The sequence below is a fragment of the Pseudomonas protegens genome (assembly GCF_013407925.2).
In the GTDB taxonomy this organism is placed as follows: Bacteria; Pseudomonadota; Gammaproteobacteria; order Pseudomonadales; family Pseudomonadaceae; genus Aquipseudomonas; species Aquipseudomonas fluorescens_AP.
Map to the genome: position 1 here is coordinate 6,069,710 of NZ_CP060201.1, position 16,211 is coordinate 6,085,920.

The following is a 16,211-nucleotide window of genomic DNA, read 5'->3' on the forward strand; positions in this document are numbered from 1 at the left end:
CGGGGCTTGCCGCGCAATCAAAAGAAAAAGCCGCGCAAACGAATGTCCTGCCGATTGCCGGGCCTCGGAAATTACCGGTTAATAATCACTCTCATTTGCAAGCGCAGCCGCTGAACATGGACGACCCCGCCATCCGCCGCCCCGCAGGAGCGCCGACCGGCCCGTATTTTCCGCCGCGCTGACGGCTCATCTTCCCTTCATTCCAGGGGCCTGACATTTCAGGCCCGGGGCGGCCTTTTGCCGAAAAAAAACTCAGGAGACAGCATGTCCACTTTCGACGATTCGCAGGATTGCCCCGCTTGGCCCGAGGCTTTTGCCCAGGCTTACCGCGAGGCCGGTTACTGGCGCGATGAAACCTTTGGCGATCTGCTGCGGGGCGCGGCCCGGACCTTCGGCGAGCGCGAGGCGCTGACCGATGGCCAGCGGCGCCTGAGCTACCGGCAACTGGACCTGCGGGTCGACCAACTGGCCGCCGGCCTGTACCGGCTGGGGCTGCGGGCCGGCGACAACGTGGTGCTGCAACTGCCCAACAGCGCGGCCTTCGTCGAAGTCTGCTTTGCCCTGTATCGCCTCGGGGTGCGGCCGATCTTCGCCTTGCCGGCCCATCGGCACCTTGAGATCGGGCGCTTCTGTGAATTCGCCCAGGCCCGCGCCTACTTCTGCGCCGACCGGGACGCCAGCTTCGACTACCGGGCCATGGCCCGCGACCTCAAGGAGCGCAACCCGCAGCTGGAGTGGGTGGTAGTCGCCGGCGCAGCCGAGGAGTTCACCGCCCTGGACAGCCTGTACGACGCCAACGCCTCGCAGGCCTTTGCCGCGCCCAGTGCCGACGCGGTGGCCTGCTTCCAGCTTTCCGGCGGTTCCACCGGGGTGCCCAAGCTGATCCCGCGCCGCCACCACGAGTACCTCTACAACCTGCGGGCCAGCGCCGAGCGCTGCGGCCTGTCCGAGGCCTGCGTGTACCTGGTGGCGCTGCCCATGGCGCACAACTTTCCCATGTGCTGCCCGGGGTTCATCGGCACCTTTGCGGTGGGCGGGCGGGTGGTGCTGAGCCCCTCGCCGAGCCCGCAAGTCTGCTTCGAACTGATCGAGCGCGAAGCCGTGACCCACACCGCCCTGGTGCCGCCCCTGGCCCTGGTCTGGCTGGAAGCGGCCCAGGCCCGCGGGCGTGGCCTGGCGCCGTTGCAACTGCTGCAAGTGGGCGGGGCCAAGCTCAGCTACGAGGCCGCAAGGCGCATCGAGCCGGTGCTCGGTTGCCGCCTGCAGCAGGTGTTCGGCATGGCCGAAGGGCTGATCTGCTACACCGACCCCGAGGACCCGCCGCAACGGGTGCTGCACACCCAGGGCCGGCCGCTGTCGCCGGCGGACGAAATCCGCGTGGTGGACGAGCACGACCGGCCGGTGCCGGTGGGGCAGGTCGGGCAGTTGCTGACCCGTGGCCCCTACACCATTCGCGGTTACTACCGTTACCCCGAGCACAACGCCCAGGCCTTCACCGCCGATGGTTTCTACCGCACCGGCGACCGGGTCATGCTCAGCGCCGACGGCTACCTGATGGTGGAAGGGCGGGACAAGGACCTGATCAACCGCGGCGGCGAAAAGATCGCCGCCGAAGAGGTGGAAAACCTGCTGCTCAGCCACCCGGCGGTGGCCGACATCGCCCTGGTGGCGATGCCCGACGCCTTCCTCGGCGAGCGCACCTGCGCCTTCGTCATTCCCCGAGGCGCTGCGCCCCGGGCCCCGGAACTGCTGCGCCACCTGCGGGCCCAGGGCCTGGCGGCGTTCAAGCTGCCGGACCGCTTCGAGTTCATCCCGGCCTTCCCCCAGACCGGGGTCGGCAAGGTCAGCCGCAAGCACCTGCGCGAGGCGATCCAGGCCCTGTACTTCGGTGCCCAGGCCCAAGCCCGGCAAGGAAGTGGCGCCCGTGGCTGACCGGCAAGGACTGTGCGACCTGCTACAGCCGGTGCGTGGGCGCCTGCTGGCGGCCATGCTGCTGCAGGCCCTGGCGGCGCTGGTGGGGCTGTTGCCGTTGATGGCCGTGGCCGAACTGGCGCCGCTGCTGCTGGCCGGCGAGCTGGATGCGCCGCGTGCGCAGTTCTGGCTGCTGGCCGGCGCCGCCGCCTTGCTCCTGCGCCTGCTGGGGCTGGCGGCGGCATTGCAGATCACCCACCTGGCCGACAGTGACCTGCAACGCCAGCTGCGCCAGCGCATCGCCGCGCACCTGGCACGGGTGCCCCTGGCCTGGTTCGGCCAGCAGCGGCAGACCGCCGAGCGGGCCTTGCTCGATGATGTCGGCGCTTTGCACCAGTTGGTGGCGCACCTGCCCAACAACCTGGTGGCGGCGCTGGTGGTGCCCCTGGCCAGCCTGGTCTACCTGCTGACGGTGAGCCTGCCCATGACCCTGGTGGTGCTGCTGCCACCATTGCTGGCGCTGTGGCGCCTGCGGGTGATGCGCACCCCGGCCTATCAGGCCGAGCGTCAGCGCCTGGGGGCGGCCCTGGGCGAGTTGTCGACGGCGACCCTGAACTTTGTGCAGAGCATCGCCATGGTCAAGTCCTTCGGCCGCGCGGAGCGGGTGCAGGCGGACTTCGTCCGCGCGGTGCAGGGTTTCGGGCGTTTTTTCTGCCAGTGGGTGGAGCGCTGGGCGGGCTTGGGGGCGAGTGTCGAGGTGCTGCTCTCGCCCTTGCTGGTGCTGGCCCTGGTGCTGGTGGCCGGGGTGCCGCTGACGGCGGTGGGCGGGTTGCAGCCGGCGCAGTTGCTGCCGTTCGCCTTGCTCGGTCCGGCCCTGGCGGCGCCAGTGGCGGCCCTGGGGCATGGCGCCGATTCCCTGGTCCAGGGCCGGGCGGCAGCGCAGCGCATCAGCGCGCTGCTGGACACCCCGGTGCTGGCCCAGCCGGCGTTGTCCCGGGAGCCCGAGGGGCATCAGGTGATCTTTGATGACGTGGCTTTCAGCTACCCCGACGGCACCCAGGTGCTGCGGGGCATCGACCTATGCCTGCAACCGGGCACCCTGACCGCCCTGGTGGGGGATTCGGGGGCTGGCAAATCGACCCTGGCGACCTTGCTCGCGCGCTTTGCCGATGTCAGCGCCGGGGCCATCCGCATCGGCGGCGTCGACCTGCGGGACATGGACAGCGCGACCCTGTATCGGCAAGTGGCCTTTGTCTTCCAGGAGGTGCGCCTGTTGCGCGCCAGCGTTCTCGACAACCTGCGCCTGGGGCGCCCCGAGGCCAGTCTGGCCGAGGTCGAGGAGGCGGCCCGGGCGGCGCAGATCCACAGCCGCATCGTCGCCTTGCCCGAGGGTTATCACAGCCAGCTGGGCAGCGGCGTGCAACTGTCCGGTGGTGAAGTGCAGCGCCTGGGCATTGCCCGGGCGATGCTCAGTCAGGCGCCGATCCTGGTGCTGGACGAGGCCACCGCCGCCAGCGACCCGGAGTCCGAGGCGGCGATCCAGCAGGCCCTGTCGCGGTTGGCGGCGGGGCGCACGGTGCTGGTGATCGCCCATCGCCTGAGCAGCATCCAGGACGCTGACCAGATCGCCGTGCTGCAAGGCGGGCAACTGGTGGAATGCGGCCAGCACCAGGCCCTGCTGGAGCAGCAAGGGGTGTATGCCGGGCTGTGGGCGGCGCAGCAGTTCTGCGCCCCGCAAACCGTGGAGGGCCAGGCATGATCGGCGCCCTGTTACGCAGTTTGCAGCCGGCCGAAGCGCGTCTGCTGCGCCGGGCCTTGCTGGCCATGGCCGCCAGTGCCCTGGCCCAGGGCGTGGCGCTGGCCTTGTTGCCGATGGCGTTCGCCAGCCTGTTCGAGGCCGCCGCGGGGCACGGGCCGTGGCAGTGGGCGGCGACCTTTGCGCTGCTGGCGGGGCTGTGCCTGGGGTTGCGCCGGTATGCCCAGCTCGCGGGTTATCGCGCTGGCGCCGCGGCGGCGCAGTCGTTGAACCTGCGCATCGGCGAGCAACTGGCGCGCCTGCCCCTGGAGTGGTTCGTCGAGCGCCGCAGCGCCGAGCTCAACCGGCTGGTGACCCACACCGTGCTGCAGATCATGAGCGCCCCGGCGCACTTGCTGCAGCCCATGGCCAACGCCGTGCTGACGCCCCTGGCGCTGCTTGTGGCGCTGTTCTTCTACGACCGATCCATGGCCCTGGCGGCGCTGGCCAGCGTGCCGCTGCTGCTGGTGTTCTACCACTGGGGCGTGCGTTGGGGCGGCCAGGCCGAAAGCCGCAGCGAGGCGGCGGCCAACGAGGCGGCGGCGCGGGTCCTGGAGTTCCTGCGCCAGCAGCCGCTGCTGCGGGCCAGTGGCCGCAGCGGCGAGGGGTTCAGCCTGCTCAGCGAAGCCTTGCAGCAACAGCGCCGGGCCCAGCGCCGGGCGCACTGGCGGACCTTCCCGGCGGCCCTGGGGCTGGCGGTGGCGCTCCAGGCCGGCTACACCGCGGTGCTTTTGTGCGGCCTGTATGCGGTGCTCGGGGCCAGCCTCGGCGCCGCCCAATACCTGGCGCTGGCGGTGCTCGCCACCTGCCTGGTGGAGCCCATGGGCACCCTGGTCAACCTCGGCACCACCTTGCGCCAGACCCGCCACGGCCTGAACCGCCTGCGCCACCTGCTGCGCCTGCCGGCACTGGCGGAGCCGAGCCAGCCCCGGGAGCCCCAGGGGCAACAGGTACAGGTGCGCGACCTGGGGCTGGTGCGCCAGGAACAGGTGATTCTGCAGGGCATCAGTTTCGACCTGCCGCCGGCTTCTCTGAACCTGCTGGTGGGGGCGTCCGGCTCCGGCAAGTCGAGCCTGCTGCGCCTGCTGGCGCGGTTCAGCGATGTCAGCAGCGGCGCCATCCTGCTTGGCGGCGTCGACCTGCGCCAGGTGTCGGCCGAACAGCGTGATCGCTCGATTGCCCTGATGTTCCAGGACTGCCCGCCGCTGGCCGCGAGCCTGCTGGACAACCTGCGCCTGGGCCGCCCCGAGGCCAGCGACGGCCAACTGATGGAAGCCGCCCGCGCCACCGGCCTGGACCGCGTCGCCGGGCGCCTGCCCCAGGGCTGGCAGACCCGGGTCGGCGAGGGCGGGGTCAGCCTGTCGGGGGGCGAGCGCCAGTGCCTGGCCCTGGCCCGGGTGCTGCTCAAGGACGCCAGCCTGATCCTGCTGGACGAACCCACCGCGGCCCTGGATGCCATCAGCGAGGCCCGGGTCAACCGCTGCCTGCTGCAACTGGCGCGCAAGCACACGGTGCTGCTGGTGACCCACAAGCCGACCCTGGCCCCGAGTGCCGGGCAGATCCTCCTGCTGGACCAGGGCCGCCTGGCCCAGCACGGCAGCCATGACCAACTGATGGCGGCCCCGGGCCGTTATCGCCAGTTGTTTCACGAGCGCGAGGCGATCAATCGCTGGCGCTTGCGCACACCTTCTTCCGTACCCCAAAGGACCGTCCACCATGACTGATCACCCAGCACTGGCATGCGCTCATCCCGCGCACGCCGGCCTGAGTCATTCACCCCAAGGGCTCTGTGCAGGCATCGCCCGCTTACTCGGCTACGAGCCTGGGGACCTTGAAGCGGATGCGTCGCTGATCGAGCAGGGCCTCGACTCGGTGAGCATCATGCGTCTGCCGGCGCTGCTGGCTGCCGAAGGCGTGGCCCTGAGCTTCGCCGAGCTGATCCAGCAACCGACCCTGACCGCCTGGTGGGCGCTGATCGAGGCCCGCCGTGGCCTCGCGACGCCGCACCTGCAGGCTGTGGCCAGCGCCCCTGGCAACAGCGATTTCGCCCTGACCCCGCTGCAGCAGGCCTACTGGTTCGGCCGCGATCCGGGCCTGCCCCTGGGCGGCGTCGGCTGCCACCTGTACCAGGAGCTGGACGGCCACGGCCTGGAGCCGCAGCGCCTGGAGCAGGCCGTGCACCGCCTGTGCCAGCGCCATCCGATGCTGCGCGCCTGTTTCATCAGCGACAGCTGCCAGCGCATCCTGCCCCAGAGCCCCTGGCCCGGGCTGAGCGTCCACGACCTGCGTCAGGCCTCCTGCGTCGGCGCCGCCGAGGCCCTGGAGCAGATCCGCGAAACTCTTTCGCACCGGTGCCTGGAAGTCAGCCGCGGGCAGGTGTTCGACGTGCAGTTGAGCCTGCTGCCCGAAGGCCGCAGCCGCCTGCACCTGAACATCGACCTGCTGGTGGCCGACGTGCTCAGCATCGGCATCCTGTTGCGCGACCTGGCGCTGATCCATGCCGGCCAGGAGCACAGCCTGCCGGCCCTGGAGTGGAATTTCGCAGACTACCTGCGGGCCGAACAGGCGGCGCGCGCGCCACTGCTGGCGGCGGCCCGGGACTATTGGCTGGAGCGCCTGGACGATCTGCCGGACGGCCCGCAACTGCCCCTGGCCCAGGAGCCACAGCAGCTCGCCAGCCCGCGTTTTCGCCGCCTGGCCATGCGTCTGGAGCAGGGCCAGTTGCAGGCCCTGGAGCAGCGCGCCCGGCAACACGGCCTGACCCTGGCCAGCGTGCTCGCCTGCGCCTATGCCCAGGTGCTGGGACGCTGGAGCGCCAGCCAGCATTTTTTGCTCAACGTGCCGCTGTTCAATCGCCAGGAACTGCACCCGTGCGTGCCTGATCTGCTGGCGGATTTTTCCAACCTGGTGCTGCTGGAAGTCGACCAGCGCCAGCCCGCGCCCTTCAGCCAGCAGGCCCTGGCGTTGCAGGCTCAATTGCACCGCGACATCGCCCACAGCGCCTGGCCCGGGGTCGAGGTGCTGCGCGAGCGGGCGCGGCTGCGCCAGGGCGGCGGTCAGGGCGCACCGGTGGTGTTCGCCTGCAACCTGGGCCCGGTCTTTGTCGACGCCACCTGCCGCGAACAGCTGGGCGAACCGGGCTGGGCGCTGTCGCAGACGCCCCAGGTCTGGCTCGACCACCAGAGCTACCCGCTGGCCGACGGCCTGCTGCTGAACTGGGACGCGGTGGACGCGCTGTTCCCCGAAGGCCTGCTGGACGAGATGTTCGACGCCTACCGCGCCTTGCTGCTGTGGCTGTGCACCAACGACTGGCAGCAGGTGGCGCCCTTGCCGCTGCCGGCGGCGCAACAACAGCGGCGCCAGCAGGCCAATGCCACCGCCCACCCGACCCCGGCGCAGCTGTTGCACCAGGGCTTTTTCCAGCAGGCGCGCCTGAACCCCGAGGCCGTGGCGCTGATCGGCGAGCAGGGCTGCCTGAGCTACGCCGAGCTGGCCCGGCAGGCCCTGCAACTGGCCGGGGCCTTGGGCGAGTGGGAGGTGCAGCCGGGTGACGCGGTGGCGATCACCTTGCCCAAGGGCCGCGAGCAGGTGATCGCGGTGTTGGGGATCCTGGCCGCCGGGGCGGTCTATGTGCCAGTGGGCATCGAGCAGCCGCCGGCGCGCCGCGACATGATCTACCAGCGCGCCGGGGCGCGGCTGGTGATCACCGATCAGGCCCACCGCGAGGGCGGCATCTGGCTCGCCGAACTGCGGGTGGTGACCCTGGCCCAGGCGCTGCTCGCACCGGCGCTGGAGCAGCCCCTGGAGATCGCGGCGGATGCCCTGGCGTACGTGATCTTCACCTCGGGCACCACCGGCGAACCCAAGGGCGTCGAGCTGTGCCATCAGGCGGCGATGAACACCGTCGCCGCCATCAACCGGCGCTATCAGGTCGGCGCCGAGGACCGGGTGTTGGGGGTCTCGGCCCTGGATTTCGACCTGTCGGTGTACGACCTGTTCGGCCCGCTGAGTGTCGGCGGCGCCCTGGTCTTGCCCGCGGACAGCCTGCGCAAGGAGCCCCGGGAATGGCTGCGGCTGATCCGCGAACAGCGGGTGAGTGTGTGGAACTCGGTGCCGGCGCTGCTGGACATGCTGACCCTGCAAGTGCGCGACGGCGGCGGCCTGGGCGCCTTGCGCCTGGCCATGGTTTCCGGTGACTGGGTCGGCCTCGACCTGCCACGGCGCCTGGAGCAAGCGGCGGGCCATCGCGTGCGGTTCGTGGCCTTGGGCGGCGCCACCGAGGCGGCGATCTGGTCCAACTATCAGGAGGTGGCGCAGGTGCCCGCGCACTGGCGTTCGATCCCCTACGGCCGGCCCTTGGACAACCAGTGCTTCCGGGTGGTGGACAGCCAGGGCCGGGACTGCCCGGACTGGGTGCCCGGCGAGCTGTGGATCGGCGGTGCCGGGGTGGCCGCCGGCTATCGCGGCCTGCCGACCCTCAGCGCCCAGCGCTTTGTCGAGCATGAGGGCCGGCGCTGGTACCGCACCGGCGATCAGGGCCGCTACTGGGCCGACGCCAGCCTGGAGTTTCTCGGGCGCCTGGACCATCAGGTCAAGGTCCGCGGCTTTCGTATCGAACTGGCGGAAATCGACCTGGCCCTGGAGCGCCACCCGGCCATCGACCGCGCGCTGAGCCTGGTACTGCCCGGCAGCGAGCCGCAGCTGGCGGCGGTGCTGCTGGCCCGGGAGCCGCTGCCCGAACCCCAGGCCCTGCGCCAGTGGCTGGGGCAATGGCTGCCCGAACACATGCTCCCGGACACCTGGCTGAACCTGCCCGAGCTGCCGCTGAGCAGTAACGGCAAGGTCGATCGCGCGGCGCTGCTGTGGCTGCTGCAGGAGCAGCGCCGGGGCATCCAGCCGCAGAGTGCCGAGCCGCCGCAAGGGGAATGGGAAGAGGCCCTGGCCGCGTTGTGGCAGGAGCTGCTGCACGTGCCGCAGGTGGGCCGGCACCAGGGCTTTTTCGCCCTGGGTGGCAACAGCCTGCTGGCGGCCCGCTTGATCGAGCGCATTGCCCGGCAATTCCAGCTGGAACTGTCGCTCAAGGATTTTTTCAACGCGGCCACCGTGGCCCAGCAGGGGCAGTTGCTCGCCTCGCGCCGGGAACAGCGGCCCGTCAATCAGAACGCAATGGTGGAGGGCGTGTTATGACGCTGCAACAACTGCAACAGGACCTGCAACAACTGGGCGTGGAGCTCTGGGAAGAACAGGGCCGCCTGCGCTATCGGGCCCCGGCCGGGGTCATGGACGAGGCGCGCCTGCAACAGTTGCGCGAGCACAAGGAGGCGTTGCTGCAACAGCTGCAGGCGGCGCAGCTGCCAATCCTGGAGGCCGACCATTCGGCCCGCGAAGAACCCTTCCCGCTGACCGATGTGCAGGCCGCCTACCTGCTGGGCCGCACCACGGCCTTCAGCTACGGCGGCGTGGCCTGCCACGGCTACCTGGAGTTCGCCCAGCAGGACCTCGACCCGGCGCGCCTGGAACAGGCCTGGAACCAGTTGATCGCGCGCCACGAGATGCTGCGCGCGGTGGTGCTGGAGGAGGGCTACCAGCGCATCCTGCCCCAGGTGCCGCACTACCGCATCGCCCGTCACGACCTGCGCCAGGACGACGGCAGCGCCTTGCAGGCCCTGCGCGAACGCATGGAGCTGCGCCGCGCGGCGCCCCAGCAATGGCCGCTGATCGAGCTGTGCGTGAGCCAGGGCCGCGACACCTCGCGCCTGCACCTGTCGGTGGACCTGCTGGTGTGTGACTACCAGAGCGTGCGCATGCTGCTGGCCGAACTGCAGCAGCTGTACCGTGGCGAGCGCCTGCCGGCGCCGGCGCCGATCAGCTTTCGCGACTATGTGCTGGGTGAGCGCCGCCTGCGCGAGCAGCCGCGCTACCAGCGCGACCGCGACTATTGGTGGGCGCGGGTCGACAGCCTGCCGGCAGCGCCGGAGCTGCCGACGCTGGGGGCGCCCAGCGGGCCGCGCTTCCAGCGCCGGGCCATGAGCCTGGAAGCCCGCGACTGCAACGCCCTGCGCCTGAACGCGGCGGCGGCCGGGGTGGGGGTGTCGGCGGCGACCCTCTCGGCCTATGCCGAAACCCTTGGGCGCTGGAGCCGGCGCGGGCATTTCTGCCTGAGCCTGACCCTGCTCAATCGCCTGTCGCTGCACCCCCAGGTCGACCGCCTGGTGGGGGATTTCAGCTCGGTGGAACTGCTGGAAGTGCAGACCCTGCAAGGCGGTAGCTTCGGCCAGCGCAGCCAGCAGTTGCAGGAGCGCCTGTGGCAGGACATGGACCATCGCCTGTGTTCGGGCATCGAAGTGCTGCGCGAGCTGGCGCGGCGCAAGGGCCAGGACGCGGCGCTGATGCCCTATGCCTTCACCAGCACCCTGGGGGCGGGTGGCGAGAGCGGCGGCGGGGCCTTCATGCCCGGCGCCGAGCTGGTGTTCGGCATCAGCCAGACGCCCCAGGTGCTGATCGATTGCCAGGTCAGCGAGCGTGACGAGGGCCTGGCGATCAACTGGGACATCCGCGAAGGGGTGTTCAGCCCAACCCTGCTGGATGCGCTGTTCGACACCTTTGAACGCTTGCTCAAGCGCCTGGCCCGGGAACCCTCGGCCTGGACCCTGGACGATTGCCTGGAACTGCCGGCGGCGCAGCGCCTGCAACGCGAGCTGGTGAACCAGAGCGCCGCGCCGTTGCCCGAAGGGCTGCTGCACGAGCCGTTCTGGCATCAGGCGGCCGCCGCGCCGCAGCGCGTGGCGTTGATCCAGGGCGCCGCGCAGATCAGCTACGGCGAACTGGCCGGGCGCGCCGAAGCCGTGGCCGAGGCCCTGCTCGATGCTGGCTGCCAGCCCGGGGAGAGGGTCGCGGTGTGCATGCGCAAGGGCCTGGAACAGGTGATCGCGGTGCTCGGCATTCTGCGCGCCGGGGCCGCCTACCTGCCGCTGGACACCAACCAGCCCGAAGCCCGGCGCCAGCTGATCCTGGACAACGCCGAGGTCGGCCGGGTGCTCAGCCAGTCCTGGCTGAGCGATGAGCTGTGCTGGCCGTCGCGGGTGACCCAGGTGATCCAGGTCGACCAGGGCCCGCGGCTGCCGCAGCGGCCCGTGCCCAGCGTGGCCGTGGACCCGCAGCAACTGGCCTACGTGATCTACACCTCCGGCTCCACCGGGGTGCCCAAGGGCGTGATGATCAGCCATCAGGCAGCGCTCAATACCATCGTCGACATCAACCAGCGCTTTGCCATCGACGCCGATGACCGGGTACTGGCCCTGGCCAGCCTGGGCTTCGACCTGTCGGTGTACGACATCTTCGGCCTGCTGGCGGTGGGCGGCGCCCTGGTGCTGCCGGACCCGCAACGCCGCGCCGACCCTTCGCACTGGGCCGAGTGCGCCCGGGAGCACGGGGTGACCCTGTGGAACTCGGTGCCGGCGCAATTGCAGATGCTCACCCATTACCTGCAGGCGCTGCCGGCCATGGCCCCGGGCTCCCTGCGCCTGGCGTTGCTGTCGGGGGACTGGATTGCCCTGAACCTGCCGGCGGAGGCCGCCCAGCTGCTGCCCCGGCTGCGCCTGATCAGCCTGGGGGGCGCCACCGAAGCGGCGATCTGGTCGATCTACTACCCGATCACCCAGGTCGACCCACAGTGGCGCAGCATTCCCTACGGCCGGCCGCTGGCAAACCAGCGCTTCATGATCCTCGACGAGCAGGGCCGCGACCGCCCGCAAGGGGTGGCTGGCGAGCTGTACATCGCCGGCAGCGGCCTGGCCCTGGGTTACCTGGGGGACGCCGAGAAGACCGCCGAGCGCTTTGTCGAGCATCCACGCAGCGGCGAGCGCCTGTACCGCACCGGCGACCTGGGGCGCTACCTGGAAGACGGCCTGATCGAGTTCCTCGGCCGCGAGGACTTCCAGGTCAAGGTGCGTGGCCACCGCATTGAACTGGCGGAAGTGGAAAGCGCCTTGCTCAGCCATCCGCATGTCGAGTCGGCGGTGGTGGTGGCGGCGGGCGAGGGCGCTTTCGACCGGCGCCTGCAAGCCTGCCTGACGGCCAGCCTGCGGGATATGCCGCTGGCCTGGCCGGCGCAGTTGCAGGCGCGTACCGAGGCGGCGGCCCAGGCCGTGCGCGGTGGCTTGAGCGATGCCCTGGTCAGTGAAATGTCGGTTTGTGTCGAGCGTGCCGCGCTGCTGTCCATGGGCCTGGCCCTGCAGCGTCCGGGGCTGTTCGAGGCTGCGGGGCAGAGCCATGCGCTGGAGGAGATTGTGGCGCGCTGCGAAGTGGCGCCGCGCAATCAGCGCCTGATCCGCCGCTGGTTGCAGGCCCTGGCCCGCGAAGGCCTGGTGCACCGGGACCTGCACACCGGGCGGTATTCGGGCTTGCAGGTGTCGGCCGAGGAATACCGCCGGCAGTGGCAGCGCATCGATGCCCTGGAACCGTCGGTGGGCTGGGGCGCCGAGGTGCTGCGCTACCTGCGCGAAAGCCAGGAGCAACTGCCGGCGCTGATGAGCGACCAACTGGACCCGCTGCACCTGCTGTTCCCCCAGGGCCGCACCGACACCGCCGAGGGCGCCTACCGCAAGAACCTGATCAGCCAGTACCTGAACCAGGCAGTGTGCGCCGCGGTGCAGGAGATCATCCGCCAGCGCCCGGCCGGCCAGCGCCTGCGCCTGCTGGAAATCGGCGCCGGGGTCGGTGGCACCAGCGCTGACCTGATCCCGGCCCTGGACGGCCTGCCGGTGGACTATCAGTTCACCGACCTGTCGCAATTCTTCCTCAATGAGGCGCGGGAGCATTTCGCCGCCTACCCCTGGGTCAGCTACGGCCTGTTCGACCTCAACCAGGACCACTGGGCCCAGGGCGTGGCCGCCAACTCCCTGGACCTGATCCTCTGCGCCAACGTGCTGCACAACGCGCGGCACGCCAGCCGGGTGCTGGCGCGGCTGCGCGAGATGCTGGCCCCGGGCGGCTGGCTGATCTTCATCGAGGCCACCCGCGACACCTACCAGATCATGGCGTCCATGGAGTTCAAGGAGGGCCTCACCGCCTTCGAGGATTTCCGCGCCGAGCAGGACACCACCTTCATCCGTCGCGAGCAGTGGCAGCAGTTGCTGCTGGAGGCCGGGGGCGAGAGCCCCCTGTGCCTGCCCGAGGCCGACGACGCCATGTCGCAGATCGGCCAGCACCTGTTCATCACCCGCTTCAAGAGCCAGCGCCAGACCCTGGAGCCCGAGGCCCTGCGCGCCCACCTGGCCCAGCGCCTGCCGGACTACATGATCCCGGCGGACTGGCAGGTGCTGGACGACATGCCCCTGACCGCCAATGGCAAGGTCGATCGCCAGGCCCTGGCCCGGATCGGCGTGGCCGGCCCCGAGCAGCAGGCCAGCAGCGGGGTCGCGCCGCTGGACGACCTGGAGCGCAGCATCGCCGAGGTCTGGCAGAGCCTGTTGCGGGTGCCGGCGGTGGGCCGCGACCAGGGCTTCTTCGAGCTGGGCGGCGACTCGCTGCTGGTGGCGCAAGTGGTGGGGCGCCTGCGCGAAGCCTTGCCCCAGGCCCGGCCGGTGCCCTGGAGCGACCTGCTGCGCCAGCTGATCAACCAGCCCACCGTGGCGGCCCTGGCCGATTACCTGCGCGGGCAGGGCGTGGAAAGCGAGTCGCCGCTGGTGCGCATCAGCGACACGGCCCAGGGCCCGACGCGGATCTTCGTCCATGACGGCAGCGGCACCCTGGCGCCGTACCGCGCCTTGTTCGCCGCCCTGGGGGAGGACGTGCCCCTGGAAGGGCTGGTGCTCAACGATGTGCCGGGCTATCTGGCCCTGGAGCCGGCCACGGCGATTCGCCAACTGGCCGAGCGCTATGCCGACACCCTGCAGGCCGAAGGCCGGCGCCAGGTGAGCATCGTCGGCTACTGCCTGGGCGGGCTGCTGGCCACCGAGTTGGCGGCGTGCCTGGCGGCGCGCTCCATTGAGGTGCTGCAACTGAGCGTGATCAGCAGCTACCGGGTGCCGTTCATGATCGAGGACGATCTGTTGGCCGAGTACGTGTTCGCCCGGGTGATGCAGGCCGACCCGCTGGCCCTGGGTTACCCCGAGGATGAACAGGCCATGGAACGCAGCATCGCCCGGGTGCTGGCGCAGACCCCGGGGCGGGTGCCCCAGGGTTCGCTGCTGGCCTTGAGCGAGGATGCCCAGTGCGCCCAGGCCCTGGCCTGTCTGCGGCGCCTGGCAGAGAAGACTCCGGAGCAGCGCCTGCAGGCGATTGCCGAGGCGATGCGCCACGCCGGTTCGCCACTGAGCGACCTGCATTGGCTGGGCGAGCAGTTACGGGTGCTGCGCCACAGCCTGGCGGCGGTGGCCCTGCACGAGGCCACGCCGTATCAGGGCGACCTGCTGTTCATTCGCCAGAGTGGCGAAGTGCAGGTGCTGCCCGGCATGCACCGCGACATGAGCGCCTATTGGCAGGCCCTGTGCCTGGGTGAACTGCGGGTGGTGGATGTGCCCGGGGATCACTTCAGCTGCATGCAGCAGCCCCAGGTGCAAGCCGTAGCCCGGGCCTTCGCGGCGGTCTCCGAGGTGGCGGCATGAAGGGGGCGGTGATTGGCCTGGTCGGGGCTTATGGCAGCGTCGGCCGGCAAGTGGCGCAGCTGCTGGCCGGCCAGGTAGCGCTGCGCCTGGGCGGGCGCGATCGGCAGCGCGCCGAGCAACTGAACCAGCAGGTGGGGGCGCGCGCCGAGGTGCGCGTCCTCGACCTGTGGCAGCCCCAGAGCCTGGCGGATTTCTGCGCCGGTTGCGCGCTGGTGATCAACTGCGCCGGGCCCAGCTACCGGATCCTCGATCGGGTGGCCCGGGCCGCGCTGGCCGCGGGGGCCGACTACCTGGATGTGGGCGGCGACGATCCGCTGCATGAGCGGCTGTCGGGGCAGGTGCCGGCGGGGCGCCGGGTGCTGTTGTCGGCGGGCATGCTGCCGGGGTTGTCGGGGCTGTTTCCGCGGTTGCTGGCGCAGTCCTTCCAGCGGGTCGACGCGATGCGTTGTTATGCCGGTGGGCTGGGGCGTTTGTCGGCCACCGCCGCCGAGGACTTTCTGCTGAGCCTGGGCAATGGCTTCGGTCAGGCCCAGTGCGGCTGGTGCGAAGGGCGGGTGGTGCGCAGCACGGCAAGTGCCGGACAGGCATTGCAACGCGACTGGCTGCCAGCGGCCGGGGTGCAGGCCTATCCGTACCTGAGCACCGAGCAGCAGCGTCTGTTCGCTGATGTAGCGGTGCGCCAGGGGCAGGGTTTCAACCTGTTCGAGGGCGCTCAATTGGCGGCGGCGCTGCAACGTGTCCAGGGCTCGGCGCCGGAGGCGCGCAGCAGCGCGCAAAACATCGCTGCGCTGGTGCAGGCCAGTGCCCTGGACGTGGCCGGGCGCCGGCCCTATCAGTTGCTGGCGGTGGAAATCGACGGCTTGCGCGATGGGCGTGAGCAGCAGGCCAGTGCCTGGCTGCGGGCGGTGGATGGTTCACGCCTGACCGGCAGCGTCGCGGCTTTCTGCGCCCTGCACTGGGCGCACCTGCCCGAGGGGCTGCACTACGCCGCCCAGGTGCTGGACCCGGCGGCCTGCCTGGAACAGCTGCAGCGCTGGCTGCCGGACACTCGGGTGCAGTTGCCCGATTTCGCCGGCGTGGCCCTGGCCGAGGAGGGCGTGCTGTGAGAAAGGCTCCCAGTGCCTGGCTGCGGCGTTATCCGCAGCCACAACCACCGCGTTGCCGGCTGGTGTGCCTGCCCCATGCCGGGGGCAGCGCGAGCTTCTTCAATGACTGGCGCCACCTGTTGCCGACGGATATCGAGCTGGTCAGCGTGCAGTACCCGGGGCGCGAGGAGCGCCTCAGCGAAAGCTGGCCCGGCAGCCTGGAGTGGATGGCCGGCACCATCACCCGGGCCCTGTCGGACCTGGTGGACCTGCCCCTGGTGCTGTTCGGCCACAGCCTGGGCGCGGCCCTGGCCTATGAGGTGGCGGCGCGCCTGCAGCAACAGGGCTCGGCGCCGCAGCGGCTGATCGTGTCCGCGCATCCGGCGCCCCATCGCCAGCGCCACAGCGAGCTGCACCTGGGCTCGGACGAGGCGTTGCTGGCGGATGTGCGGCGTCTGGCCGACGGTGCGCCGTCGCTGCTGGACGACCCGACCCTGCGCGAGCTGTACCTGCCGGCCTTGCGCAACGACTACCGGCTGATCGAGTGCTATCGCGGCGCCGTCGGTCGCGCCCTGGACCTGCCCCTGAGCGTGTGCCTGGGCACTCGGGACACCGAGGTGGACCAGGACGAAGCCTATGCCTGGGCCGAAGTCAGCGCCCAGGTCACCGATTTCCAGGCCTTTCCCGGTGGGCACTTCTACCTGCGCGAGCAGCAGGCCGACGTGCTGCGCCACCTGACGCGATTGCTCGCGGGCCTCGGCGAGCAGCCGTGGCAGTGCTGGCCTTCGACCCCATGAATCTCTCTTTGGTAGA

General features: G+C 70.5%; 7 protein-coding genes. All 7 read left to right on the plus strand.

The genetic code is table 11. From position 1 onward, the window contains the following. Positions 1 to 264 precede the first annotated feature (264 nt). The 7 genes from GGI48_RS28040 to GGI48_RS28070 are packed head-to-tail and all read left to right on the plus strand — an operon-like array spanning position 265 to position 16,195. Entirely contained in the window at positions 265 to 1,932 is a 1,668-nt protein-coding gene (locus tag GGI48_RS28040; protein WP_179601147.1) for a (2,3-dihydroxybenzoyl)adenylate synthase, read from the plus strand. Then, a complete protein-coding gene (locus GGI48_RS28045; RefSeq protein ID WP_179601149.1) occupies positions 1,925 to 3,670 on the plus strand; it encodes an ABC transporter ATP-binding protein in 1,746 nt (581 codons plus the stop codon). The genes GGI48_RS28040 and GGI48_RS28045 overlap by 8 nt, the downstream gene beginning before the upstream one ends. After that, positions 3,667 to 5,430, plus strand: a complete 1,764-nt coding sequence (locus GGI48_RS28050; protein WP_179601151.1) for an ABC transporter ATP-binding protein — start codon at positions 3,667 to 3,669, stop codon at positions 5,428 to 5,430. Before GGI48_RS28045 ends, GGI48_RS28050 begins: the two co-directional genes overlap by 4 nt. After that, positions 5,423 to 8,893: a non-ribosomal peptide synthetase gene (locus tag GGI48_RS28055; RefSeq protein WP_179601153.1), complete on the plus strand. Its 3,471-nt coding sequence runs from the start codon at positions 5,423 to 5,425 to the stop codon at positions 8,891 to 8,893. The genes GGI48_RS28050 and GGI48_RS28055 overlap by 8 nt, the downstream gene beginning before the upstream one ends. Continuing rightward, positions 8,890 to 14,313, plus strand: coding sequence for a non-ribosomal peptide synthetase (locus GGI48_RS28060; protein ID WP_179601155.1), 5,424 nt, complete (start codon positions 8,890 to 8,892; stop codon positions 14,311 to 14,313). The genes GGI48_RS28055 and GGI48_RS28060 overlap by 4 nt, the downstream gene beginning before the upstream one ends. Beyond that, on the plus strand, positions 14,310 to 15,419 hold the full coding sequence (locus GGI48_RS28065; RefSeq protein WP_181957012.1) for a saccharopine dehydrogenase NADP-binding domain-containing protein: 1,110 nt from the start codon (positions 14,310 to 14,312) through the stop codon (positions 15,417 to 15,419). The genes GGI48_RS28060 and GGI48_RS28065 overlap by 4 nt, the downstream gene beginning before the upstream one ends. Then, the gene (locus GGI48_RS28070; RefSeq protein ID WP_179601157.1) at positions 15,416 to 16,195 is read left to right on the plus strand and encodes a thioesterase II family protein; all 780 of its coding nucleotides are present in this window, start codon (positions 15,416 to 15,418) and stop codon (positions 16,193 to 16,195) included. Before GGI48_RS28065 ends, GGI48_RS28070 begins: the two co-directional genes overlap by 4 nt. Positions 16,196 to 16,211 lie beyond the last annotated feature (16 nt).